Origin of the sequence: Blautia sp. HCP3S3_H10_2 (assembly GCF_052122375.1) — a bacterium.
GTDB lineage: Bacteria > Bacillota > Clostridia > Lachnospirales > Lachnospiraceae > Blautia_A.
This window is the reverse complement of the sequence record NZ_JBQKCL010000015.1, coordinates 75,373-97,393: the sequence shown is the minus strand read 5'-3', so window position 1 is coordinate 97,393 and position 22,021 is coordinate 75,373. Positions and strand designations below refer to the sequence as shown.

Sequence of the window (22,021 nt, the reverse complement as noted above, 5' to 3'; positions counted from 1 at the left end):
TGACGAATGACGAATAAGCCTATAAAATAACTATGTGCGTATAAAACATAGTTTATGTTCAATGAACAAATTTTTAGGAGGAAAATGTAAAATGGCAAAATGGGTTTACATGTTTACAGAAGGTAACGCTGATATGAGAAACCTTCTGGGTGGTAAAGGTGCCAACCTTGCTGAGATGACAAACCTTGGACTTCCTGTTCCGCAGGGATTTACAATCACTACTGAAGCTTGTACTCAGTACTATGAGGACGGAAGACAGATCAACGACGAGATCATGGGTCAGATCATGGAAGCAATCACCAAAATGGAAGGAGTTACCGGTAAGAAATTCGGTGATATCGAAAATCCTCTGCTTGTTTCCGTTCGTTCCGGCGCTAGAGCTTCTATGCCAGGTATGATGGATACTATCCTGAACCTTGGTTTAAATGAAGACGTTGTAGCTGTATTATCTGAGAAATCCGGCAACCCACGTTGGGCTTGGGACTGCTACAGAAGATTTATCCAGATGTACTCTGACGTAGTTATGGAAGTTGGTAAGAAATACTTCGAAGAGCTTATCGACAAAATGAAAGCTGCAAGAGGCGTTAAACTTGACGTTGAGCTTACAGCTGATGACCTTAAAGAACTTGCTATGCAGTTCAAGGCTGAATATAAAGAAAAAATCGGCAAAGATTTCCCATCTGACCCGAAGGAGCAGTTAGTTGGTGCAATCAAAGCCGTATTCCGTTCCTGGGACAACCCACGTGCGAACGTATACCGTCGTGACAACGATATCCCATATTCCTGGGGTACAGCTGTTAACGTACAGATGATGGCATTTGGTAACATGGGTGATGACTGTGGTACTGGTGTTGCATTTACAAGAGACCCAGCTACAGGAAACAAAGGTCTGTTCGGTGAGTTCCTTACCAATGCACAGGGCGAGGACGTTGTTGCTGGTGTTCGTACACCTATGCACATCGCTGAGATGGAGCAGAAGTTCCCGGAAGCATTCAAGAAATTTACAGAAGTTTGCCATACTCTGGAGACACACTACAGAGATATGCAGGATATGGAGTTTACTGTTGAGCATGGCCAGTTATACATGCTGCAGACACGTAACGGTAAGAGAACCGCTCAGGCTGCTCTGAAGATCGCTTGTGACCTTGTTGATGAGGGAATGAGAACAGAGGAAGAAGCAGTAGCTATGATCGATCCTCGTAACCTTGATACACTTCTTCATCCTCAGTTCGACGCTAAGGCTCTTAAAGCTGCTACACCAATGGGCAAAGGTCTTGGAGCTTCTCCAGGAGCTGCTTGTGGTAAGATCGTATTCACAGCTGATGACGCTGTAGAATGGGCTGAGAGAGGTGAGAAGGTTATCCTTGTTCGTCTTGAGACATCCCCAGAGGATATCACAGGTATGAAATCTGCAGAGGGTATCCTGACAGTTCGTGGTGGTATGACATCTCACGCAGCAGTAGTTGCCCGTGGTATGGGTGAGTGCTGTGTATCCGGATGCGGTGATATCGCTATGGACGAAGAGAATAAGAAATTCACACTTGCTGGCAAAGAGTTCCATGAGGGAGATTTCCTTTCCATCGATGGTACAACAGGTAACATCTATGACGGAGTTATCCCGACTGTAGACGCTACAATCGCTGGTGAGTTCGGACGTATCATGTCCTGGGCTGACAAGTACAGAACAATGAAAGTTCGTACAAACGCTGATACTCCTGCTGACGCTAAGAAAGCAGTTGAGCTTGGTGCAGAAGGTATCGGTCTTTGCCGTACAGAGCATATGTTCTTCGGTGAGGGACGTATCGATGCATTCCGTGAGATGATCTGCTCCACAACAGCTGAGGAGAGAGAAGCAGCACTTGCTAAGGTTCTTCCATATCAGCAGGAAGACTTTGAGGGACTGTTCGAGGCTCTGGAAGGCAACCCAGTAACAATCCGTTTCCTGGATCCGCCGCTTCATGAGTTCGTTCCTACAGAAGAGGAAGACATCAAGAAACTTGCTGACGCTCAGGGCAAGACTGTAGAAGAGATCAAGACAATCATCGCTTCTCTTCATGAGTTCAACCCAATGATGGGACATCGTGGATGCCGTCTGGCAGTTACCTACCCAGAGATCGCTAAGATGCAGACAACAGCAGTTATCCGTGCAGCTATCAATGTAAAGAAAGCTCACGCTGACTGGAACATCTGCCCAGAGATCATGATCCCGTTAGTAGGCGATATCAAAGAGCTTAAATATGTTAAGAAATTTGTTGTTGAGACAGCTGACGCTGAAATCGCAGCAGCTGGCGTAGATCTGAAATACGAAGTAGGTACCATGATCGAGATCCCTCGTGCAGCTCTTACTGCAGATGAGATCGCAAAAGAGGCTGACTTCTTCTGCTTCGGTACTAACGACTTAACTCAGATGACATACGGATTCTCCCGTGATGACGCTGGTAAATTCCTTAACGCTTACTATGATGCTAAGATCTTCGAGAACGATCCATTTGCAAAACTGGATCAGGTTGGTGTTGGTAAGCTTATGGATATGGCTATCAAACTTGGTAAGCCAGTTAACCCGAACCTTCACATCGGAATCTGTGGAGAGCACGGTGGAGATCCGTCTTCTGTAGAGTTCTGCAACAAGATCGGTCTTGACTATGTATCCTGCTCACCATTCCGTGTACCGGTTGCTCGTCTGGCAGCAGCTCAGGCAGCTATCGCTCAGAAGAATAAATAATTTTTCTGAAATCAGAGAATTTCATAGATTTTCGTCACATGAAAGTGTGACATGTGTCCAAGCGTAAAGATTGGCCCTGGAAACTATAGAGATATGGTTTTCGGGGCCTTTTTTGATAGATTTTATTCTTTTATTAGGGACATGACAGTGAGTAAAAATAATGATATAATAGCAAAAAAATGTGAAAAAAGGAGTCCCGCTATGTTTAACCGTCAGTCTATTCATATCTCTTTTCTCCTGTGGGGATGCGTATTCTGTCTTCTGACAGCCTTTTGCACTCATATGGGAAAAGACGTTGACAGAAAAAATAAAATCCACATGATCTCTTTACAGTTCACTGGTGCCGTGCTTATGTGCAGTGATGCTTTTGCCTGGGGATTCCGCGGCTATCCCGGCAATCTGGGAAGAAATATGGTGGTGATAAGCAACTTCCTGGTATTTACCTGTAGTGACCTGTTGCTGTTGTTTTACCATGAATATGTATGCAGCTGTCTTTTTGAAAATAATCCCGGTGAAGCGAAGAAATATATCAGGGTAAAAATCGTTTACGGAATCAGTATAGCTGCAATATTACTGGTGGTAATTTCCCAGTTTGCCCATTTCTATTATTATGTAGATGCACAGAATTATTATCATAGAAATTACGCCCACTTTGTTTCTCTGCTTCTCCCAATGACAGGCATCGTATTGGATGCTTCCCTGATCATTCAATTCCGAAACAAAATAAGCAGAGAACTGCTGACAGCACTGCTTTCTTACATCGTGCTTCCCTTTGTGGCATCCATTGTGCTTCTGTTTTATTATGGTATTTCATTGAATAATATAGCTATTACCATTTCCATCATTCTTATGTTTTTGCAAAATACCGTTGAGCAGGTGAAGAAAGTGGCCAGCCAGGAGAGGAGGCTTGCCAGTCAGGAGCTTCAGCTGGCTGGACAGGAAAGGACGCTTGCAAAACAGGAACGAATGCTGGCAAAGCAGGAGCGGACACTTGTCTGCCAGGAGCGGGAGATCATGGACAGCCGGATTGCGTCCATGATGAGTCAGATCCGTAATCATTTTATTTTCAATTGTCTGAGTACGATCAGCGGATATTGTAAGATCGACCCGGAAAAAGCAGATGCAGCCCTTACAAGATTTACCCGTTATCTTCGCAGAAACATGAATTTCCTGGAAGAAAAAGGCCTGATAACCTTTGAAAATGAAGTAAAACAGTTAGAAGATTATGTGGCATTGGAACAGATGCGGTTCGGTGACCTGATCGAATTTGGTGAGGATTTTGAAACAGTTGCATTTAAAATTCCGCCGCTTACGGTACAGTCCCTGGTAGAAAATGCCATTAAACACGGACTTACCAAACCTGGTAAGAAGGGTTCCGTCTGTGTTCTGACAAGAAAAGAAAAAAGTGGAATCGTAATAGAAGTGATTGACGACGGAGTAGGTTTCGAAACGTCAGAAATGGAAGAGAAGAATTCCATTGGAATCCGGAATGTCCGTTATCGTCTGGGGCATATGATCAATGCTTCTTTGAAAATTGAAAGCACACCAGGGAAAGGAACCAGAGCAGTTATTTTTATACCAGTGACAGCAGAGGATGAGAACAGAAGATGAAAATTATTTATGTGGATGACGAAAAAATACAACTTGAAAACTTTAGACTGACCACAATGGGAATGGAGGAAATCTCCAGCCTGGAATTATTTTCAAACAGTCTGTCTGCCTATGAATGGGCAAGGGAGCATCAGGTAGATGTGGCATTTCTTGACATTGAAATGCCGTATCTGAATGGAATCGGGCTTGCAAAAAAGCTAAAAGAAATCAACCGGAAAACAATTATTGTGTTTGTGACTGCTTACGATAATTATGCGTTTGATGCCTTTGAGGTAAGACCGGCAGGATATCTGCTGAAGCCCTACAACCGTAAGGAAATTGAAAATGAACTGGAAAATATCAGTTTTCTGATGAATGAAAACAGGGAAAAGAAGATCAGCATTATTACAATGCCAGATCTTTCATTGAAAATTAGCGGAAAAGATGTTTTTCTGGGACACGGGAAACCAGAAGAACTGTTTGCGCTTTTGGTAGACCGTGGTGAGAATGGGGTGACGAAAAGTGATGCTGTTGCATGCCTTTGGGAGGGGAAAATACTCAGCAGCAGTACTTACGGGACCTGCCTGTATCGTTTGAAAAACATTCTGGAAGAAGCCGGTGCCCCTGATCTTCTTCTTGCGAAAGGCAATACCAGATATCTGAACACCAGTCTGGTAGATTGTGATCTTTACCGTATGTTAAATGGAGACAAGGAGACAATTGCAGCATATTCGGGAATGTATCTGAGAAGATATTCCTGGGCGGAAGAGAGAACCGCCCAGCTAAATGAAATAAAGAAAAAAATGTAGTTGTGGCTCTTGGCAGCTGCGAAAAAATAAAAAGGACACATGTTTTTTTACAATTTCAAAATTTGAAAAAAATGTATGAAAAAAACTTCAAAAAACTGTTTCTTTTATACGAAAATTTAAAAAAATGAGCAAAAAGGGACTTGAGTCCTTTTTTTGAAACGAGACATATGGCATTGTATGACTAACAAAGCTCATTTGCAGTTACTGTGTAAAGCGGACAGTAACTATTTACAAAAAGGAGGACAACAGAATATGAAAAAAAGAGTTGCAGCTATGGTTCTTGCAGGAGCGATGGCACTTTCCCTTGCACCGGCTTATGGAGTGACAGAGGTAAAGGCTGAGGCGGCAGATATGAAGATCGCCATGGTAACAGACTCTGGGGACATCACAGACCAGAGCTTTAACCAGACTACCTACGAGGCATGTAAGGAATGGGCAGAAGAGAATGGCTCTGAGTTCAACTATTACAAACCAGAGAGTGATTCTGATGAAGCACGTAATGCAAGTGTGGATCAGGCAGTTGCAGACGGAGCCAATGTGATCGTACTTCCTGGCTACATGTTTGCGGCTACTATCGTAGAGCAGTCCGAGATGTATCCGGATGTGAAGTTTATCGCACCAGATGTAAGTGCAGGCGATATCTGCGAGAAAGGTGTTGGCGAAGGATACACTTATAATCCGGATGATTACCAGGTATCTGATTATTACAACACAGATAACGTTTACTGCTGTACTTACCAGGAAGAGGTTTCCGGATATATGGCAGGATACACAGCTGTACAGTTAGGATACAAGCATCTTGGATTCCTTGGCGGAATGTCTGTACCGGCAGTTACCCGTTTCGGATATGGTTATATCCAGGGAGCTGACGAAGCTGCGAAAGAGCTTGGAATTGCAGATCAGGTTGAGCTTGAGTATGTATGCGGTGGACAGTTCTACGGCGATGCAGATATCACAGCTTACATGGACACCTGGTATGGAAGCAAGGGCGTTGAAGTTGTATTCGCATGTGGCGGCGGTATCTACACATCTGCAGCAGAAGCAGCAGCGAAGGTTGATGGTAAGGTGATTGGTGTTGACTCCGACCAGTCCGGAATCATTGGTGAGGACATCACAGTTACATCCGCTATGAAAGGTCTTGCACCGACTGTAAAGACTGTACTTGATGCAGTACGTGATGACAACTGGGCTGATTATGCAGGAAAGATCGATAACCTTGGTCTTGTATCTGAGAATCCGGAAGAAAACTATGTACAGCTTCCAATGGAGACCACACAGTGGGATGATAATTTTACTGTAGATGATTACAAAGAGCTTGTTAAGAAATTATATAACGGCGAGATCGAAGTAAGCAGTGACATCACCGCATTGCCAGAGACTGAGATCACAGTAGAAGATTACGGCAGCATTAAATAAGACAACTACTCCGCATAGAAAGATGTTGTTATTAAACACGGGTAGTGTTCCGTGATAAGTATAAGGGGAGTGAGCGATTGCCACTTCCCTTTCTTTATCGGAAAAGAAGGATAAAAGGAGAAGGCGAAGATGAGTGAATATGCAATTGAAATGCTGGGAATCACCAAAAGGTTTCCGGGAATCATCGCAAATGACAATATCACACTTCAGTTAAAAAAAGGTGAGATTCACGCACTGCTTGGAGAAAATGGAGCAGGCAAATCCACCCTGATGAGTGTTCTGTTCGGTCTGTACCAGCCAGAAGAAGGCGAGATCCGCAAGGATGGCCAGAAAGTGGAAATCAAGGATCCAAATGATGCCAATGATCTGGGAATCGGAATGGTGCACCAGCATTTCAAACTGGTGGAATGCTTCAGTGTCCTGGACAATATCATTCTTGGTGTTGAGACGACGAAAAATGGTTTTCTTCAGAAGGATGGCGCACGTAAAAAGGTTATGGCCCTTTCTGAGAAATACGGTCTGTCGGTAGACCCGGATGCCATTATCGAAGATACCACAGTAGGTATGCAGCAGAGGACAGAGATCCTGAAAATGCTTTACCGTGACAACGAGATCCTGATCTTTGACGAGCCTACTGCCGTACTGACTCCACAGGAGATCCAGGAGCTGATGCAGATCATGAAGAACCTTGCGAAAGAGGGCAAGAGCATTCTTTTTATCACTCATAAGCTTGGGGAGATCATGCAGGTTGCAGACCGCTGTACCGTTCTTAGAAAAGGAAAATACATCGGAACCGTAGACATTAAGGATACCAATCCGGAGAAGCTTTCCGCCATGATGGTAGGGCGCGACGTCAATTTCGTGGTTGAGAAAGAAGAGGCGAAGCCAGGGGATGTGGTTCTGGATGTGAAAGATATGGTAGTTGCCTCCAAGCGTCACAAAAACAACGCTGTCAATGGTGTTTCCCTTCAGGTTCACAGAGGGGAGATCGTCTGTATCGCAGGAATTGATGGAAACGGACAGACCGAATTTGTCTATGGACTTTCCGGTCTGGAGCCATTGAAAAGCGGCACCATTACCATGAATGGAAAAGACATTACCCATATGCCTATCCGTGAGCGTCTTACCTCAGGAATGAGCCATATTCCGGAGGACCGCCACAAACATGGCCTTGTTCTGGATTATTCCCTGGAAGACAATATTGTACTTCAAAGATATTTCGAGCCTCAGTTTACCAATAAATTCGGATTCCTGAAACGGAAAGAGATCCGCAGATATGCAAACCGTCTTATCGAACAGTACGATATTCGTTCTGGTCAGGGCGCTGTTACAAAGGCAAGATCCATGTCTGGTGGAAACCAGCAGAAGGCGATCATTGCCCGTGAGATCGATAAGAATCCGGAGCTTCTGATCGCAGTCCAGCCTACAAGAGGCCTGGATGTAGGTGCCATCGAGCATGTTCACAAGCAGCTGGTACAGGCAAGGGATGCAGGCAAGGGAGTTCTTCTGATCAGCCTGGAGCTGGATGAAGTTATGAATGTATCTGACCGTATTCTGGTTATGTACGAAGGAGAAATCGTAGGAGAATTTGATCCGAAGAAGGTTACAGTAGAGGAGCTTGGACTTTATATGGCAGGATCAAAGAGAAAGGAGACGAAGAGCAATGAATAAGGAGTCCAGTAAGAAAACGAGCATTTTGAGAAACAATGCAGTCCAGACCATCATTGCCTCTCTGCTTTGCATTGTGATTGGTCTTTTCATCGGATATGTGGTGCTTCTGATCATCAATCCGTCAGGGGCAGCCGGTGCCATCGCAGCGATCATCAAAAACTATTTTTATTATCCAAGTCTTCCGCCAATGTTGAAATATATGGGAACCACGCTGGTAAAAGCATCTGCATTGCTTATGTGTTCCCTTTCTGTTCTGTTTGCTTATAAGGTGGGGCTTTTTAACATCGGAGCGGCAGGACAGTATGTAGTCGGGGCTGGTGCATCTTTGTACTTTGCTTTGAAATTTGGCATGCCCTGGTATGTATGCCTGATCGCAGCAGTTGTTATGGCTGCGTTAGTTGGTGGAATTTCAGGTGCATTAAAGGCGTACTTTAATGTAAATGAGGTTATTTCCTGTATCATGCTGAACTGGATTTCCCTGTATGTGGTAAACATGCTTCTCACACAGGTGAAGTCAGAATCCACTCCTTATACAGTGGATCTTTCTAGTGGAAACAAAAGTGCACTTCTTCCAAACTGCGGGCTGGATCAGATTTTCTCCGGAAATAAGTTCGTTTCCATTGGCCTTATCATTTCTGTTGTGATGGCAGTTGTTGTGTGGGTACTTCTGGAAAAAACAAAATTTGGTTTTGAACTGCGTGCCACAGGTATGAATAAAAATGCTGCAAGATATTGCGGTATGAAAGAGAAGAGAAATACCATTGTTACCATGATGATCGCTGGTGGCCTTGCAGGCCTTGGAGCTGCGATTTTCTATCTCAGCGGAATTGAGACCTGGATGGTACAGCAGACCACCGTTCCGGGAATGGGCTTTAATGGAATCGCAGCAGCCTTCCTTGGAGGTTTAAATCCAATTGGTGCCATTTTTTCCTCTTATTTTATCCAGCATATTACAAGCGGTGGAAGTTACGTGGACAAGACCATGTACTGTGCACAGATCTCTGATCTGATCTCTGCATTTATCATTTACCTGTGCGGATTTGTATTCTTCTTTAAACTCTGGTTAAACCGTTATCTTGATAAGAGAGATGAGAAAAAAGCTGCAAAAGGAGGAGAAAAATAATGTTATTATTGATCCAGTATACATTAATATTTGCTTCTGTATTGATTCTCGTAGCACTTGGCGGCTGTTTTTCTGAGCATAGCGGTGTGATCAATATCGGTCTTGAGGGAATCATGGTTATGGGGGCCCTTGGTGGTGCCCTGATGATGAAATATCTCCCGGAATCTGCACCGGCAGTGGTTGTGATCGTTCTTGTGGTTCTGGCAAGTGTGGTGATCGGAATGGTCTTTTCCCTTCTGCTTGGCGTGGCTGCCATCAAGTTTAATGCAGACCAGACTCTGGTAGGAACGGCTTTAAATCTTCTGGGACCGGCAGCAGCAGTTGTAATCGTCCGTGCCATCAATATGGCGGAGAATCCGGATAATGTATCCTCCACAGTTGCCTACAAGGCTGCTAAGAAAGCTTTTCTGGTAAGAATTGGCAAATTTGAGTTCAGCTGGTTTATGCTTTTTGCCCTTCTGATCCTGATCGCTTCTTATATCGTATTGTATAAAACAAGATTTGGACTTCGCCTGATGGCGTGTGGAGAGCATCCTCAGGCTGCTGACTCCGTGGGAATCAATGTTTTCAAAATGCGTTACGCAGGTGTGCTGATCTCCGGTGCACTTGGTGGGCTTGGCGGACTGGTGTATATTACCGCTGGTGTCAGTGAATGGAAGTTCGAAAATGGAGTTGCAGGCTTTGGGTTCCTTGCACTTGCGGTAATGATCTTCGGACAGTGGAAACCGGTGAATATCGGACTGGCAGCCCTTTTATTCGGACTGTTCCGTGCATTGTCCAACGTATATACCGGATTTGATGCCCTGGTAGCTTTAAAGCTTCCGAGCACCTTATATAACATGTTCCCGTACATTATTTCCCTGATCGTTCTTGTATTTGTATCCAAGAATTCCAGGGCACCGAAGGCGGAAGGTATTCCGTATGATAAGGGACAGAGATAAATACAATTAAAAATATTAAAGTTAAAAGCAATATATAAAGGAAACCGGCAAATTGCAGAGTATTAATATGAGGCAGTACAATTTGACGGTATCAGGTAGTAGAGGAACAAGAGAAGGTGACATTATGAAGAATTACTCAGAGGATGCAAGCAGGCAGTATCACATCCAGGTGGCAAAGGGGGAAGTTGGCCGCTATGTGATCATGCCTGGAGACCCAAAGCGTTGTGTAAAGATCGCCCAGTATTTTGAGAATCCGGTTCTGATTGCGGATAACCGGGAATTTATTACTTACACAGGTACATTAGACGGTGTGAAGGTGAACGTAACCTCTACCGGAATCGGTGGACCGTCCGCATCCATTGCAATGGAAGAGCTTTCCCGCTGCGGTGCAGACACCTTTGTCCGCATCGGAACCTGCGGTGGCATGCAGCCTGAGGTAAAAAGTGGGGATGTAGTAATTGCCACAGGTGCCATCCGTATGGAGGGAACCAGCCGGGAATATGCGCCAATCGAATATCCTGCAGTGGCCAATCTGGACGTGACAAACGCTCTTGTTGCAGCCGCAAAAGAGAAAGGTCTTTCCTATCACACTGGTGTTGTCCAGTGTAAGGATGCTTTTTATGGACAGCATGAGCCGGAAGCCATGCCTGTAGGGTATGAGCTGCTCAACAAATGGGAAGCCTGGAAAAGAATGGGATGTCTTGCTTCTGAGATGGAGTCTGCGGCACTTTTTATCGCAGCTGGCAAGCTTCGGGCAAGAGCTGGTTCCTGTTTCCTGGTAATCGCAAACCAGGAGAGAGAAAAGCTGGGGCTTGATAATCCGGTTGTACATGATACAGATATGGCTATCCGGGTGGCTGTGGAAGCAGTGCGGAAACTGATCCGGGAAGATCAGGCAGTGAATCGCTTTTAATGGCTGTAAAATGTGCGCAAAAAATGAAAGTAAGTACAATAGAAAATATACAAAAAATATACAAAAAATATACAAAAAATATATAAAGAGGAAAAGAAATGGACGTAAAAGAGATTTTAAAACATGTAGACCACACCCTTCTTCTCCAGCCATCAACCTGGGAAGAAATCAAACAGATCTGTGATGATGCAATCGAATATGGAACCGCTTCCGTATGCATTCCGCCAAGCTATGTAAAACAGGCAGCAGAATACGTGAATGGAAAAATGGCAGTATGTACCGTCATCGGCTTTCCAAATGGCTATATGACCACAGCAGCCAAAGAATTTGAGACAAAGGATGCTCTTGCAAATGGAGCTTCTGAGATCGATATGGTAATCAATATCGGCTGGCTGAAGGATAAGAAATACGATCTGATCGAGAATGAGATCCGCACGCTGAAAGCAGCATGTGGGGATAAAATTCTAAAGGTGATCATTGAGACCTGTTTCCTTACAGACGAGGAAAAGATCAAAATGTGTGAGATCGTAACAGCAGCAGGTGCAGATTATATTAAGACCTCCACAGGCTTTGGTGGCGCTGGAGCTACTTTCGCGGATATCGAGCTGTTTTCTAAGCACATCGGACCAAATGTGAAGATGAAGGCAGCTGGTGGTATTTCCTCCCTGGAAGATGCTGAAAAATTCCTTGCTCTTGGTGCTGACAGACTGGGAACCAGCCGTATTATCAAGATCGTGAAGAATGAGAAAGCTACTGGCTATTGAGAAAATTACGATTCGTTTTCCGGATAATATGAAATAGGTGTACTCAAAATATATGGGACTTTGTTGGAAACATGTTGAAAAATAGGAGGTGTAAAAATGGAAAAGCAGATGATAAACAGGTTAATTGAAACAGCGATTGCACAGTTGGAATTTTCCTATACACCCTATTCCAATTTTAAAGTGGGCGCAGCCCTGCTTGGAAAAAATGGTCAGATTTATACTGGCTGCAATATCGAAAACGCCGGATACAGTGCTACAAACTGCGCAGAACGGACCGCGTTTTTCAAAGCAGTAAGTGAAGGTGTCAGGGAATTCCAGGCAATCTGCGTGGTAGGCGGAAAGGATGGAATCCTTACGGAATATGCATCTCCCTGCGGTGTGTGCAGACAGGTGATGATGGAATTCTGCAATCCGGAAACCTTCCGGATCATTCTGGCGGTGGATAAGGAACATTACGATATATATACCCTGAAGGAACTTTTGCCGTTAGGATTTGGACCGGCGAACCTTAATTCTTTTCAATCGGCTGAATGACTTAAGAGATGCGATGCAGTACAGACAATTGGTGAAATGAAACCAGTCGCGTAAAGTAGAAAAATAGAGTGAAAGTACAGCAGGAGACGAAATTATGACACCAGAAGAATTAAGAAAAATGCCCAAAATAGAACTCCATTGCCATCTGGATGGTTCCTTAAGCCGGGAGTTTATAGAGAGCAGACTGGGAAGGACGGTACAGCAAGAAGAGCTTAGTGTATCAGAGGACTGCACCAGTCTGGACCAGTATCTGGAGAAATTTTCCCTCCCCGGCCAGTGTATTATGGATGAAAAAGGACTGGAAGAAGCAGGCTATGACGTGCTTTGTGCTATGAGCCAGGAAAATGTGCGCTATGCAGAAATCCGCTTTGCGCCCCTTCTTTCAGAGACTTCTGATATGAGCTGCCGGTCTGTGATCGAGGCTCTGTTAAAAGGGCTTGAGCGGGGAAGAAGAGACTTTGGAACAGAATTTGGTGTGATTACCTGTGCCATGCGCCATCATAGCCAGGAGGATAACAGCCGTATGCTAAAAACTGCCCGGGAATATCTGGGATACGGCGTGTGTGCAGCCGATCTGGCAGGTGCAGAAGCTGCTTATCCCATGTCACAGTTTATGGAGCTTTTCCAGAACGCACGCAGGCTGGAAATTCCGTTCACCCTTCATGCAGGAGAGTGCGGAAGTGTACAGAATGTAATCGACTCTGTAAAGGCAGGGGCAGCAAGAATCGGCCACGGAATTGCCATGCGTGGTCATGACAGTCTTCAGAAAGAACTGGCAGAAAGAAAAACCGGAATTGAACTTTGTCCCATCAGCAATCTTCAGACCAAGGCAGTACGGAGCACTTCTGAATATCCGCTCCGGGAGTTTCTGGATGCAGGGCTGAAGGTATCTATCAACACGGATAACCGTACCGTAAGCAATACAAGTCTTACCAAAGAACTTCAGTTTATCCAGAAGACTTATGGAATCCGGGATGAAGAGCTTTGGCTGCTGATGAAAAATGCAGTAGATACCGCTTTTGCAGGAGAGGACATAAAAGAAAAACTATATTCTGAATTGAAACTATAAATGGATGTGGAAATGGGGGATTTTATTTTGAAAAAATATGAAAGAGTTTTCGTGATCGTTCTGGATTCCCTTGGGATCGGTGCAATGCCCGATTCCGGGAAATTCGGGGATGTGGGAGTTGATACATTCGGACATATTCTGGAGAAAATGGGCTCCCTGGAAATACCAAATCTCAGAAAGCTGGGAATGCTGAATCTGCACCCGGCAGGAAATATGCAGGGTGTAGAGCAGCCAATGGGCCGTTATATGCGTGTGGGAGAAGCCAGCAATGGCAAGGACACCATGACAGGCCACTGGGAAATGATGGGAATCAGGACCGAAAAGCCCTTTATCACGTTTACAGATACCGGATTTCCACCGGAGCTGATTCAGGAGCTGGAAAAGCGCTGCGGCAAACGTGTGATCGGCAATAAGAGTGCCAGTGGGACTGAAATCATTGAGGAGCTTGGGGAAGAGGAAATCAATACAGGTGCAATGATCGTCTATACTTCCGCGGATTCTGTGCTTCAGATCTGTGGAAATGAGGAGACCTTTGATCTTCAGAATCTGTACCGCTGCTGTGAGATCGCAAGAGAGATCACCATGAAGGATGAGTGGCGTGTGGGACGAGTAATCGCCAGACCTTATGTGGGCAAAAAGAAAGGAGAGTTTAAGCGCACCAGCAATCGTCATGACTATGCGCTGAAGCCAACCGGCCTTACTGCTTTAAATGCATTGAAGGATGGCGGGCTGGATGTGATCGGTGTAGGAAAGATCAATGATATTTTCTGCGGCGAAGGAATCACAAAGACATATCATTCTGACAGCTCCGTTCAGGGAATGGAACAGACCATTGAAATCTGTAAGGAAGATTTTAAAGGACTTTGTTTTGTAAATCTGGTCGATTTCGATGCGCTGTGGGGACACAGACGGAATGTGGAAGGCTATGGAAAGGAAATCGAGAAATTCGATAAAAACCTTGGCGTTCTTTTACAGGAGCTGAAAGAGGACGATCTGTTGATCCTGACAGCGGACCATGGAAATGATCCCACTTACAGCGGCACCGACCATACAAGGGAATATGTTCCGTTTATCGCATATTCCAAAGCAATGCAAAATGGCGGAGCCCTTGAAAATGAAGATACGTTTTCCGTTATCGGTGCTTCCATAGCGGATAATTTTGATGTGAAAATGCCAGAAGGAACCATCGGACATTCCATTCTGGAGAAGCTGGTTTAAGCTGGGATTTGGCAGAAAATGAGGAAACCACATGAAACATACTTACTTACATGATGTGCTTCCTTTCCTTCGGGAACTGGAAAGAGAGAAACAGAAGCAGTTCGAAGCATATTTCAGAACTGCCCCATTATGGCTTATGGATCTGTTCCAAAGCGAAGTGATGGAGGCCGGGACTACCTTCATCCGGGAAAATGAGCCTGCAGATACGATTTTCTTTGTTGCCAGAGGAAGAGTAAAAGCTACAGATTACCGGGTGTCTGGTATTGCCTACGATTTTATGAAGCCTATGAATCTGATCGCACTGGGCGGTATGGAGGTAATTCTGGGACAAGCCACTTATCAGACGACGTTACAGACGGAGACAGAATGTATTGTGGCGAAGCTTCCAAGAGCCCAGTACGAGAAATGGATCTATTCAGATACAGAAGCGTTCCGCCTGGAAGCCAGACTTACCTGTGCTTCCCTTTTGGAAGAGGAGAGACGCAACCGGCTTTATCTGTTTCTGGAAGGAGCAGACAGACTGGCAGTGCTTTTTGTGAACTGGTTTGAAAAATATAACAAAAATGATATTTTGCTGATTAACGAAAGCCGTCAGAACCTGGCAGATGAGACTGGGCTTTGCCTGAAAAGTATCAGCCGTGCCATCAAGAAATTCCAGATGGATCAGCTGATCGTGAAAAAGGGCAATCAGATCTGTATCAACCGGAAACAGTATGAGGGTCTGAAGCAGACGGTAGATGAGAAAATCGGCAGTGTATAGGCGAAAACAGGATAATAAAAAGGAGAAGGTGTGCATGAGCGATTTATACAGAAAATTAGAGACATGTCTTGCAAGTGTGCGGGCAAAAACAGATTTTAAACCGGAAGTGGCGCTGATCCTGGGATCCGGTCTCGGAGATTATGCAGATGAGATCCAGATCGAAACCACCATTGATTATACGGATATTGAAGGCTTTCCTACCTCCACTGTGGCAGGACATAAGGGCAGATTTGTATTTGGCTATGTGGAAAAGGTGCCGGTAGTGATCATGCAGGGAAGAGTCCATTACTATGAAGGATATCCTATGTCAGATGTTGTGCTTCCAACCAGGCTGATGGGGATGCTGGGAGCGAAAAAACTGTTCCTTACAAATGCGGCAGGTGGTGTGAATCCTTCTTTTAAACCAGGGGATTTCATGATGATCACAGACCATATCACCACAGGTGTTCCAAGCCCGCTGATCGGACCGAATATGGACGAGCTTGGAAGCAGGTTTCCGGATATGAGTGAGGTGTACAGTAAAAGGTTTCAGAATGTGATCCGTGACTGCGCGAAGAAATGCGGTATTTCCATTCAGGAAGGCGTTTATGTGCAGTTTACAGGACCCAATTATGAAACTCCTGCTGAGATCAGGATGGCAGCTGCATGGGGCGGTGACGCGGTTGGAATGAGTACTGCATGTGAGGCGATGGCAGCGCGCCACATGGGCCTCGAGGTATGCGGAATTTCCTGTATCACAAATATGGCAGCAGGTATTTCCAAAGAAGAGCTGAACCACAAAGAGGTGCAGGAGACTGCTGACAGGGTGGCAAAATCCTTTAAAGAGCTGGTAACAGAAATTGTGATCCATATGTAAGGGAAAACATCTGTAAAAGCATAAATAACAGTGTAAATAAAAACGAACGGAACCTGGAAAGCTGAGGATCCGTTCGTTTTTTATAGAAATATGTTTTGTTTCCTGGGTACTTTTCCCTGTTTTGAGGCAGGCTCGTTTTGGTAAAAAATCTCCTGGGTTTAATTCTTTTTCGTACGGATGTGAACCTCAGGAATCGCCACATTATCATATTCGATAGGATGCTGTGCCGGCTGTTCCTCCTCATGGGGTTCTGCTTTATGGGTATGGACTTCCGGAATCGCCACATTGTCAAATGTCAGATCATACTTGTTTTTATGCTGTTCCTTTTTGGTTTTGAGAAAATTCTTTAAATTCTTAAGCATAACGATACTCCTTAAATTTATGATACATTGATCTAAAACCTACAATCATAATATATTGATAAAGAAAGTAATGACAAGACTGTTCAGGAAGTCTGCAAACAAGCTTCCGATAAGGGGAATCAGCAGATATGCCTTTACAGATGGTACATATTTTTCGCAGACAGCCTGCATATTCGCCATGGCATTTGGGGTGGCACCCATTCCGAACCCACAGGTTCCGGCTACCAGGATAGCTGCATCGTAATCTCTTCCCATGATATTGAATTCAATAAAATAGGTGAAAACACAGATCAATACAACCTGTGCGGCCAGCAGGATGACAAGGGGAAGAGCAAGGGAAGCAAGCTCCCACAGCTTCAGGGTGATCATAGCCATGCCAAGGAACAGGGACAGGCTGATACCGCCCAGGTCGTTGATCTCACCCATGTGGATGGTGGTCACATTTGTATATTCGCAGATGTTTCGCATAAGAGCAGCTGCAAGCATGGCGCCGATATAAATGGGAAAGGTAAGCCCTGTTTTCGTGAGAAACATGGAAAATATGGTCCCAAGACCAATGGCCAGGATCAGCTGGAAAACAGCAGATGGATACATATTGGTATGACGCTCGTGCTTTTTTTCATCTTCCACCAGAAGAGTGTCATCTTCTGTGGAGACAGTGGCAAGCAGGTTATGTTTTTCGATAAGACGTTTCCCAAGAGGGCCGCCTACCAGGCTGCCGAAAATAAGTCCAAAGGTTGCTGCAGCAGTACAGATGGTGGTGGCGCCGTTGATCTTGAAATCCTCCAGTACCGGACCAAATGCCCCTGCAGTACCGTGTCCTCCTACCATAGGGATAGAGCCGGTGCACATTCCGATCAGAGGGTCAAGTCCAAGAAGCTTGGCAAGTCCTACAGCTGTAAAGTTCTGAAGCAGGATCAGTGCGATTACAAGTCCCAGGAAAACGATCAGTGATTTTCCGCCGCTTTTTAAGATCTTTAGATTGGCCTGGAAGCCTACAGAGGTAAAAAAGAAAACCATGCAGACCTCGCGTAAGGTATCATCAAAGGAAAATTCAGCAATGCCGGTGCTGTAGCATACACATGTCATAATAGCGAACAAAAGACCGCCGATGACTGGTGCCGGGATACAGAATTTTTCCAGAAAACTGATCCTTTTTCTTAAAAAGTTACCAAGTAAAAGTACCAGCACAGCAATAGCCAGTGTCTGATACATATCTAATTGAATCTTCATGTTAAGTCTTTCTGAGTACTGTTTCCTGTGGAAAACAGCAGCTCTTTTTGTCAGTTGTTATTGGTTTACCTGTAATCCGTCAGCTTCATAATGGGCAGCTGCGCCAGCGTGAAATGGAATCGGGATTCCTTCCACCGCAAATTTCTCATCCAGATTAAGATCCAGGGAAGTTGCATATTGAAGCTCCTTTGCCTTTTCAAAGAGCAGGGCGGTCAACTGTTGGATCGTGTCCTCTGACATGGAGTCGGATGTGACAAGTACAGAGGTTACGCCGATGGTATCTACTTCCTCATCCTGGCCCTTATAGGTTTCGACCGGAATGGTATAACGGCTGTAAGCATCTGAGGAAGCGCGCATTTTACTGATAACGTCATCATCAATGGGAATCAGGCGGATATCACATTCGCGGGAGAGCTCTTCGATGATGGTGGTGTTGATTCCGGCGGTACAGAAAAATGCGTCAATATCACCAGCCTCAAGCTCATGGGCGGCATCGATGTAGTCCAGGTTTTTCGTGGTAACAATGGAAGATGGCATTCCGGCAAATTCCAGTATCTGGGTGGCATTCCGCTCGGTTCCGGAATCTTCGGCACCGATGCTTACTGTATGTCCGGAAAGGTCGTTAAGACATTGGATGTCAGAATCTGCCCGGACGACCAGCTGGCATGCCTCCGTGTAAAGTCCTGCAATGGCACGCAGGTTGCTGTTTTTTTCGTAGGCGTCGTAGATCAGATCCGCCTGTGCGATTCCAAGTTCAATATAATTGTCTGCCAAAAGCCTCAGATTTGCAGAAGAACCAGCTGTTGTGCGTACTTCAAAGGAATGGTCCGGAAGCTGTTCATTTGCCAGCTCTGTGAAGGTGTTTGCAAATGAGTAATACATACCGCCTACATCTGCGGCGCCAAATCGGATGGTATTTTCGGAAATCCAGCAGCCACTTAAGGAAAAAAGCATCAGACATAGCAGTATGCTAAGTGTTCTTTTCATAATGTACTCCTTTCTGTTGTTTTTTGATTTTGTAATTGTCCGGCTTCGAATGTTTTCTGGACAGTTACCCTGTTTTTATTGTACATGGAAATCGCTTTTTAGAAAAGATGAAATTGGAGAAATTTATTTGACGATGGACAGGAACATACAGAAAGTAGTTTATCTGGCTTGAATTTTACCTGGTGAAATGTTAGGATATTAAAATATGAAAAGGTATAACGTAACAAAGGAGAAAGACAGAGTATGGGAATTGTTGTAATCGGTGATGTTTTTATCGATGTGAAAGGATATTCCACAGCACCATTTATTCCAGGTGGAAGAAATACAGGTGTGATCCAGCAGATTCATGGCGGGGTAGGCAGAAATGTTGTGGAAGATATTGCCAATATTGAGCTGAAGCCTACATTTATCAGTGCAGTAGATGATGATGCGATGGGAGATGAAGTGATCCGCAAGCTTATGCGCCATAAAGTGGATACCAGATATATGCGTAAGGTAAAAGATGGTATGGGAACCTGGCTGGCAGTATTTGACCAGGATGGAGACGTGGTGGCGTCTATTTCCAAGCGCCCGGATCACCGGCCCATCGAGCAGATCCTGGATGAACATGGCGATGAGATCTTCCAGGATGCTGACAGTGTGGTGATCGAGATTGACATTGACAAGGAAATCGTGAAGAAGACCTTTCACTATGCAGAGAAATATGGGAAAAAGGTATATGCCCTTGTATCCAATATGACAATTGCCATTGAAAGAAGAGACTTTTTAAGAAGAACAGCCTGCTTTGTGTGCAATCAGCAGGAGGCTGGAATCTTGTTTTCTGAGGATTACAGCAGTCTGAACCCAGAAGAAATGGCCCAGTGTCTTACGAAGAGAATCCAGTCTGCCCATATTCCGAAGATGGTGGTAACTATGGGAAGCGATGGCGCTGCCTATGCAGATCAGGAGGGGAATTGCGGAGTATATCCGGCCATGAAAGTAGATGTGGTTGATACTACAGGAGCAGGAGATGCTTTTTTCGCAGGTGTGTGCGTGGGACTTACCTATGGAAAGAGTATGAGAGAGGCATGTGCCATCGGTACCCGTCTTTCCTCAACGGTTATCTGTACTTCAGAGAATATTTGTCCAAGATTCATGCCGGAAGAGTTCGGCCTTGATATGTAGGAGCGGGATATATGGAAAGTCTTATTATAGGAATTGCTGGTGGTTCCGGTTCCGGTAAATCTACTTTTACAAACCGGATCAAAGAATATTTCGGGGAGGATGTGGTCGTCCTTTATCATGATAATTATTACCGCAGACAGGATGGGATTCCCTTTGAACAGCGTGTAACGGTGAATTATGACCATCCGGACTCCCTGGAGACAGAGCTTCTGGTGGAGCATCTGAAGCTTTTAAAGGCCGGGAAGGCCATTGATTGTCCTGTTTATGATTACTCCAGGCATAACCGTTCGGACAAAATCCTGCACATCACTCCAAGTCCGGTAATCCTGGTAGAGGGGATTCTTCTGCTTGCAGACCCGCGGGTGCGTGACCTTCTGGACATTAAGGTCTATGTGGAGGCAGATGCTGATGAGCGTATCCTCCGCCGGATTTCCCGTGATGTGGAAGAGCGTGGAAGAGACCTGAATGGAATCATTAACCAGTATCTGACCACTGTGAAGCCTATGCACTATCTTTATGTGGAGCCTACCCGTTCCAAGGCAGACATCGTAATCAACAGCGGGAAAAATGATGTGGCATTTGATCTGTTTGTTTCGAAGATCAGTATGGAGCTAAAGAAGAGAAAGCAGGGCAGAGCAGAGAATTAAGGAGTGCCCGAAAAGACCGTGAAACCGGAATGAAGTTGTCAAAAATTGCAATAAGAAATGAAACTGGTAAATGAAAAACGAGAATTAGAGCGTGTTTGAAGCAGGCTCTGGAACAGAAATAAGAAAAAACAGGAGATAAGAATGTGGCAGGAAAAAGATAAGAATCAGTCCCAGCTTACGGCAGCTTCCGGGGAGAACCAGCAGCCTCATAAGCGCCGTGTGCGTTACAAGGGAAAATATCCGAAGAAATTTGAGGAGAAATACAAAGAGCTTCAGCCTGAGAAATACCAGGATACCATCCAGCATGTTCTGGAAAAGGGAAATACTCCTGCTGGTATGCACATTTCCATTATGGTAAAGGAAATCATCGACTTTCTGGAAATCAAGCCAGGTCAGGTGGGCTTTGATGCCACACTTGGCTATGGCGGCCATACCAAGGCTATGCTTGAGTGCTTACAGGGAAAAGGGCATATGTATGCCACCGACGTAGACCACGAGGAAGCTGCCAAGACCAAGAAACGTCTGGCGGATCTTGGATTTGGGGAGGATATTCTGACAATCAAGCTTCAGAATTTCTGCACTATTGATGAGATTGCGAAAGAAGCAGGAGGCTTTGATTTCCTTCTTGCAGATCTTGGAGTGTCTTCCATGCAGATTGACAATCCTAAGCGTGGTTTTTCCTTTAAAGTGGATGGCCCCCTGGACCTTAGGCTGAATCAGGAGGCAGGAATCAGTGCAGCAGAGCGGCTGGAGCATATTACCAGAGATGAGCTTGCTGGAATGCTTTATGAGAACTCAGATGAGCCATACTGCGAAGAGCTTGCAAAAGCCATTACCGACGAGATCCGGAAAGGAAATCATATTGATACCACCACAAAGCTTCGCGAGATCATTGAGAAAACGTTGGATTTTCTTCCAGAAAAGGAGAAAAAAGAGACAATCAAGAAGACCTGTCAGCGTACCTTCCAGGCTCTTCGGATTGATGTGAACCAGGAGTTTGAGGTTCTGTATGAATTTATGGAGAAACTGCCAGGCGCATTGAAGCCAGGTGGAAGAGCAGCTATTCTGACTTTCCATTCCGGTGAAGATAAGCTGGTTAAGAAAGCGTTAAAAGCTGGCTATAAAGCAGGAATTTATTCTGATTATGCCAGGGATGTGATCCGTCCGTCCGCGAAAGAGTGTGCACAGAACGGGCGTGCACGTTCTACCAAGATGCGCTGGGTGATCAAGGCAAACTAGAAT

20 protein-coding genes are annotated in these 22,021 nt (G+C 45.0%); 17 read left to right on the top strand and 3 right to left on the bottom strand.

Annotated elements, in window-relative coordinates:
* Positions 1–91 precede the first annotated feature (91 nt).
* The 14 genes from ppdK (at position 92) to ACTQWB_RS15155 (ending at position 16,386) form a co-directional block, all read left to right on the top strand.
* Entirely contained in the window at positions 92–2,722 is a 2,631-nt protein-coding gene (ppdK, locus tag ACTQWB_RS15220; protein WP_441502227.1) for a pyruvate, phosphate dikinase, read from the top strand.
* 201 nt (positions 2,723–2,923) lie between these two features.
* Complete coding sequence (locus ACTQWB_RS15215; protein WP_441502228.1) at positions 2,924–4,333, top strand: sensor histidine kinase; 1,410 nt, start codon at positions 2,924–2,926, stop codon at positions 4,331–4,333.
* Positions 4,330–5,121: a response regulator gene (locus tag ACTQWB_RS15210; RefSeq protein WP_441502229.1), complete on the top strand. Its 792-nt coding sequence runs from the start codon at positions 4,330–4,332 to the stop codon at positions 5,119–5,121. Before ACTQWB_RS15215 ends, ACTQWB_RS15210 begins: the two co-directional genes overlap by 4 nt.
* A gap of 252 nt (positions 5,122–5,373) precedes the next feature.
* On the top strand, positions 5,374–6,537 hold the full coding sequence (locus ACTQWB_RS15205) for a BMP family lipoprotein (protein ID WP_441502230.1): 1,164 nt from the start codon (positions 5,374–5,376) through the stop codon (positions 6,535–6,537).
* 129 nt (positions 6,538–6,666) lie between these two features.
* A complete protein-coding gene (locus tag ACTQWB_RS15200) occupies positions 6,667–8,208 on the top strand; it encodes an ABC transporter ATP-binding protein (protein WP_441502231.1) in 1,542 nt (513 codons plus the stop codon).
* Positions 8,201–9,331, top strand: coding sequence for an ABC transporter permease (locus ACTQWB_RS15195; RefSeq protein ID WP_441502232.1), 1,131 nt, complete (start codon positions 8,201–8,203; stop codon positions 9,329–9,331). The genes ACTQWB_RS15200 and ACTQWB_RS15195 overlap by 8 nt, the downstream gene beginning before the upstream one ends.
* Positions 9,331–10,272, top strand: coding sequence for an ABC transporter permease (locus ACTQWB_RS15190; protein WP_441502233.1), 942 nt, complete (start codon positions 9,331–9,333; stop codon positions 10,270–10,272). Before ACTQWB_RS15195 ends, ACTQWB_RS15190 begins: the two co-directional genes overlap by 1 nt.
* 124 nt (positions 10,273–10,396) lie before the next feature.
* On the top strand, positions 10,397–11,185 hold the full coding sequence (gene udp / locus ACTQWB_RS15185) for a uridine phosphorylase (protein ID WP_441502234.1): 789 nt from the start codon (positions 10,397–10,399) through the stop codon (positions 11,183–11,185).
* A gap of 98 nt (positions 11,186–11,283) precedes the next feature.
* Entirely contained in the window at positions 11,284–11,949 is a 666-nt protein-coding gene (gene deoC, locus ACTQWB_RS15180; RefSeq protein ID WP_441502235.1) for a deoxyribose-phosphate aldolase, read from the top strand.
* Positions 11,950–12,045: 96 nt separating this feature from the next.
* Complete coding sequence (locus ACTQWB_RS15175) at positions 12,046–12,483, top strand: cytidine deaminase (protein ID WP_441502236.1); 438 nt, start codon at positions 12,046–12,048, stop codon at positions 12,481–12,483.
* A gap of 94 nt (positions 12,484–12,577) precedes the next feature.
* Positions 12,578–13,552 (top strand): adenosine deaminase, encoded by a 975-nt coding sequence (gene add / locus ACTQWB_RS15170; RefSeq protein WP_441502237.1) that lies wholly within the window; start codon positions 12,578–12,580, stop codon positions 13,550–13,552.
* 27 nt (positions 13,553–13,579) lie between these two features.
* Positions 13,580–14,770: a phosphopentomutase gene (locus ACTQWB_RS15165; protein WP_441502238.1), complete on the top strand. Its 1,191-nt coding sequence runs from the start codon at positions 13,580–13,582 to the stop codon at positions 14,768–14,770.
* A gap of 31 nt (positions 14,771–14,801) precedes the next feature.
* Positions 14,802–15,530, top strand: a complete 729-nt coding sequence (locus ACTQWB_RS15160; protein WP_441502239.1) for a Crp/Fnr family transcriptional regulator — start codon at positions 14,802–14,804, stop codon at positions 15,528–15,530.
* Between the two features lie 34 nt (positions 15,531–15,564).
* Positions 15,565–16,386, top strand: a complete 822-nt coding sequence (locus ACTQWB_RS15155) for a purine-nucleoside phosphorylase (RefSeq protein ID WP_441502240.1) — start codon at positions 15,565–15,567, stop codon at positions 16,384–16,386.
* Positions 16,387–16,544: 158 nt separating this feature from the next.
* On the opposite strand, the gene ACTQWB_RS15150 is transcribed toward ACTQWB_RS15155, so the two are convergent.
* Genes ACTQWB_RS15150 through ACTQWB_RS15140 form a run of 3 tightly spaced genes read right to left on the bottom strand, consistent with a single transcriptional unit; the run spans position 16,545 to position 18,968 of the window.
* Positions 16,545–16,748 (bottom strand): hypothetical protein, encoded by a 204-nt coding sequence (locus tag ACTQWB_RS15150; protein ID WP_441502241.1) that lies wholly within the window; start codon positions 16,746–16,748, stop codon positions 16,545–16,547.
* 45 nt (positions 16,749–16,793) lie between these two features.
* Positions 16,794–17,981 carry a sodium/glutamate symporter gene (gene gltS, locus ACTQWB_RS15145; RefSeq protein ID WP_441502242.1) on the bottom strand — a complete coding sequence of 396 codons (1,188 nt, stop codon included), beginning with the start codon at positions 17,979–17,981 and terminating at the stop codon, positions 16,794–16,796.
* A gap of 57 nt (positions 17,982–18,038) precedes the next feature.
* Positions 18,039–18,968, bottom strand: a complete 930-nt coding sequence (locus tag ACTQWB_RS15140; RefSeq protein WP_441502243.1) for a TAXI family TRAP transporter solute-binding subunit — start codon at positions 18,966–18,968, stop codon at positions 18,039–18,041.
* Between the two features lie 243 nt (positions 18,969–19,211).
* Here ACTQWB_RS15140 and ACTQWB_RS15135 point away from each other — a divergent pair, with 243 nt between their 5' ends.
* From ACTQWB_RS15135 to rsmH, 3 genes are all read left to right on the top strand, one after another.
* Positions 19,212–20,132, top strand: coding sequence for a carbohydrate kinase family protein (locus ACTQWB_RS15135; protein WP_441502244.1), 921 nt, complete (start codon positions 19,212–19,214; stop codon positions 20,130–20,132).
* Positions 20,133–20,143: 11 nt separating this feature from the next.
* Positions 20,144–20,779, top strand: coding sequence for a uridine kinase (gene udk, locus ACTQWB_RS15130; protein ID WP_441502245.1), 636 nt, complete (start codon positions 20,144–20,146; stop codon positions 20,777–20,779).
* 141 nt (positions 20,780–20,920) lie between these two features.
* The gene (rsmH, locus tag ACTQWB_RS15125; RefSeq protein WP_441502246.1) at positions 20,921–22,018 is read left to right on the top strand and encodes a 16S rRNA (cytosine(1402)-N(4))-methyltransferase RsmH; all 1,098 of its coding nucleotides are present in this window, start codon (positions 20,921–20,923) and stop codon (positions 22,016–22,018) included.
* Positions 22,019–22,021: the final 3 nt, after the last annotated feature.

Bases quoted from the DNA above. Each gene is read 5' to 3' on its own strand.
- udk (WP_441502245.1), top strand. From the start codon at position 20,144: ATGGAAAGTCTTATTATAGGAATTGCTGGTGGTTCCGGTTCCGGTAAA.
- ACTQWB_RS15150 (WP_441502241.1), bottom strand. From the start codon at position 16,748: ATGCTTAAGAATTTAAAGAATTTTCTCAAAACCAAAAAGGAACAGCAT.
- rsmH (WP_441502246.1), top strand. From the start codon at position 20,921: ATGTGGCAGGAAAAAGATAAGAATCAGTCCCAGCTTACGGCAGCTTCC.
- ACTQWB_RS15205 (WP_441502230.1), top strand. From the start codon at position 5,374: ATGAAAAAAAGAGTTGCAGCTATGGTTCTTGCAGGAGCGATGGCACTT.
- ACTQWB_RS15195 (WP_441502232.1), top strand. From the start codon at position 8,201: ATGAATAAGGAGTCCAGTAAGAAAACGAGCATTTTGAGAAACAATGCA.
- ACTQWB_RS15135 (WP_441502244.1), top strand. From the start codon at position 19,212: ATGGGAATTGTTGTAATCGGTGATGTTTTTATCGATGTGAAAGGATAT.
- ACTQWB_RS15160 (WP_441502239.1), top strand. From the start codon at position 14,802: ATGAAACATACTTACTTACATGATGTGCTTCCTTTCCTTCGGGAACTG.
- deoC (WP_441502235.1), top strand. From the start codon at position 11,284: ATGGACGTAAAAGAGATTTTAAAACATGTAGACCACACCCTTCTTCTC.
- udp (WP_441502234.1), top strand. From the start codon at position 10,397: ATGAAGAATTACTCAGAGGATGCAAGCAGGCAGTATCACATCCAGGTG.
- ACTQWB_RS15200 (WP_441502231.1), top strand. From the start codon at position 6,667: ATGAGTGAATATGCAATTGAAATGCTGGGAATCACCAAAAGGTTTCCG.
- gltS (WP_441502242.1), bottom strand. From the start codon at position 17,981: ATGAAGATTCAATTAGATATGTATCAGACACTGGCTATTGCTGTGCTG.
- ACTQWB_RS15210 (WP_441502229.1), top strand. From the start codon at position 4,330: ATGAAAATTATTTATGTGGATGACGAAAAAATACAACTTGAAAACTTT.
- ACTQWB_RS15175 (WP_441502236.1), top strand. From the start codon at position 12,046: ATGGAAAAGCAGATGATAAACAGGTTAATTGAAACAGCGATTGCACAG.
- ACTQWB_RS15190 (WP_441502233.1), top strand. From the start codon at position 9,331: ATGTTATTATTGATCCAGTATACATTAATATTTGCTTCTGTATTGATT.
- ACTQWB_RS15215 (WP_441502228.1), top strand. From the start codon at position 2,924: ATGTTTAACCGTCAGTCTATTCATATCTCTTTTCTCCTGTGGGGATGC.
- ppdK (WP_441502227.1), top strand. From the start codon at position 92: ATGGCAAAATGGGTTTACATGTTTACAGAAGGTAACGCTGATATGAGA.
- ACTQWB_RS15140 (WP_441502243.1), bottom strand. From the start codon at position 18,968: ATGAAAAGAACACTTAGCATACTGCTATGTCTGATGCTTTTTTCCTTA.
- add (WP_441502237.1), top strand. From the start codon at position 12,578: ATGACACCAGAAGAATTAAGAAAAATGCCCAAAATAGAACTCCATTGC.
- ACTQWB_RS15155 (WP_441502240.1), top strand. From the start codon at position 15,565: ATGAGCGATTTATACAGAAAATTAGAGACATGTCTTGCAAGTGTGCGG.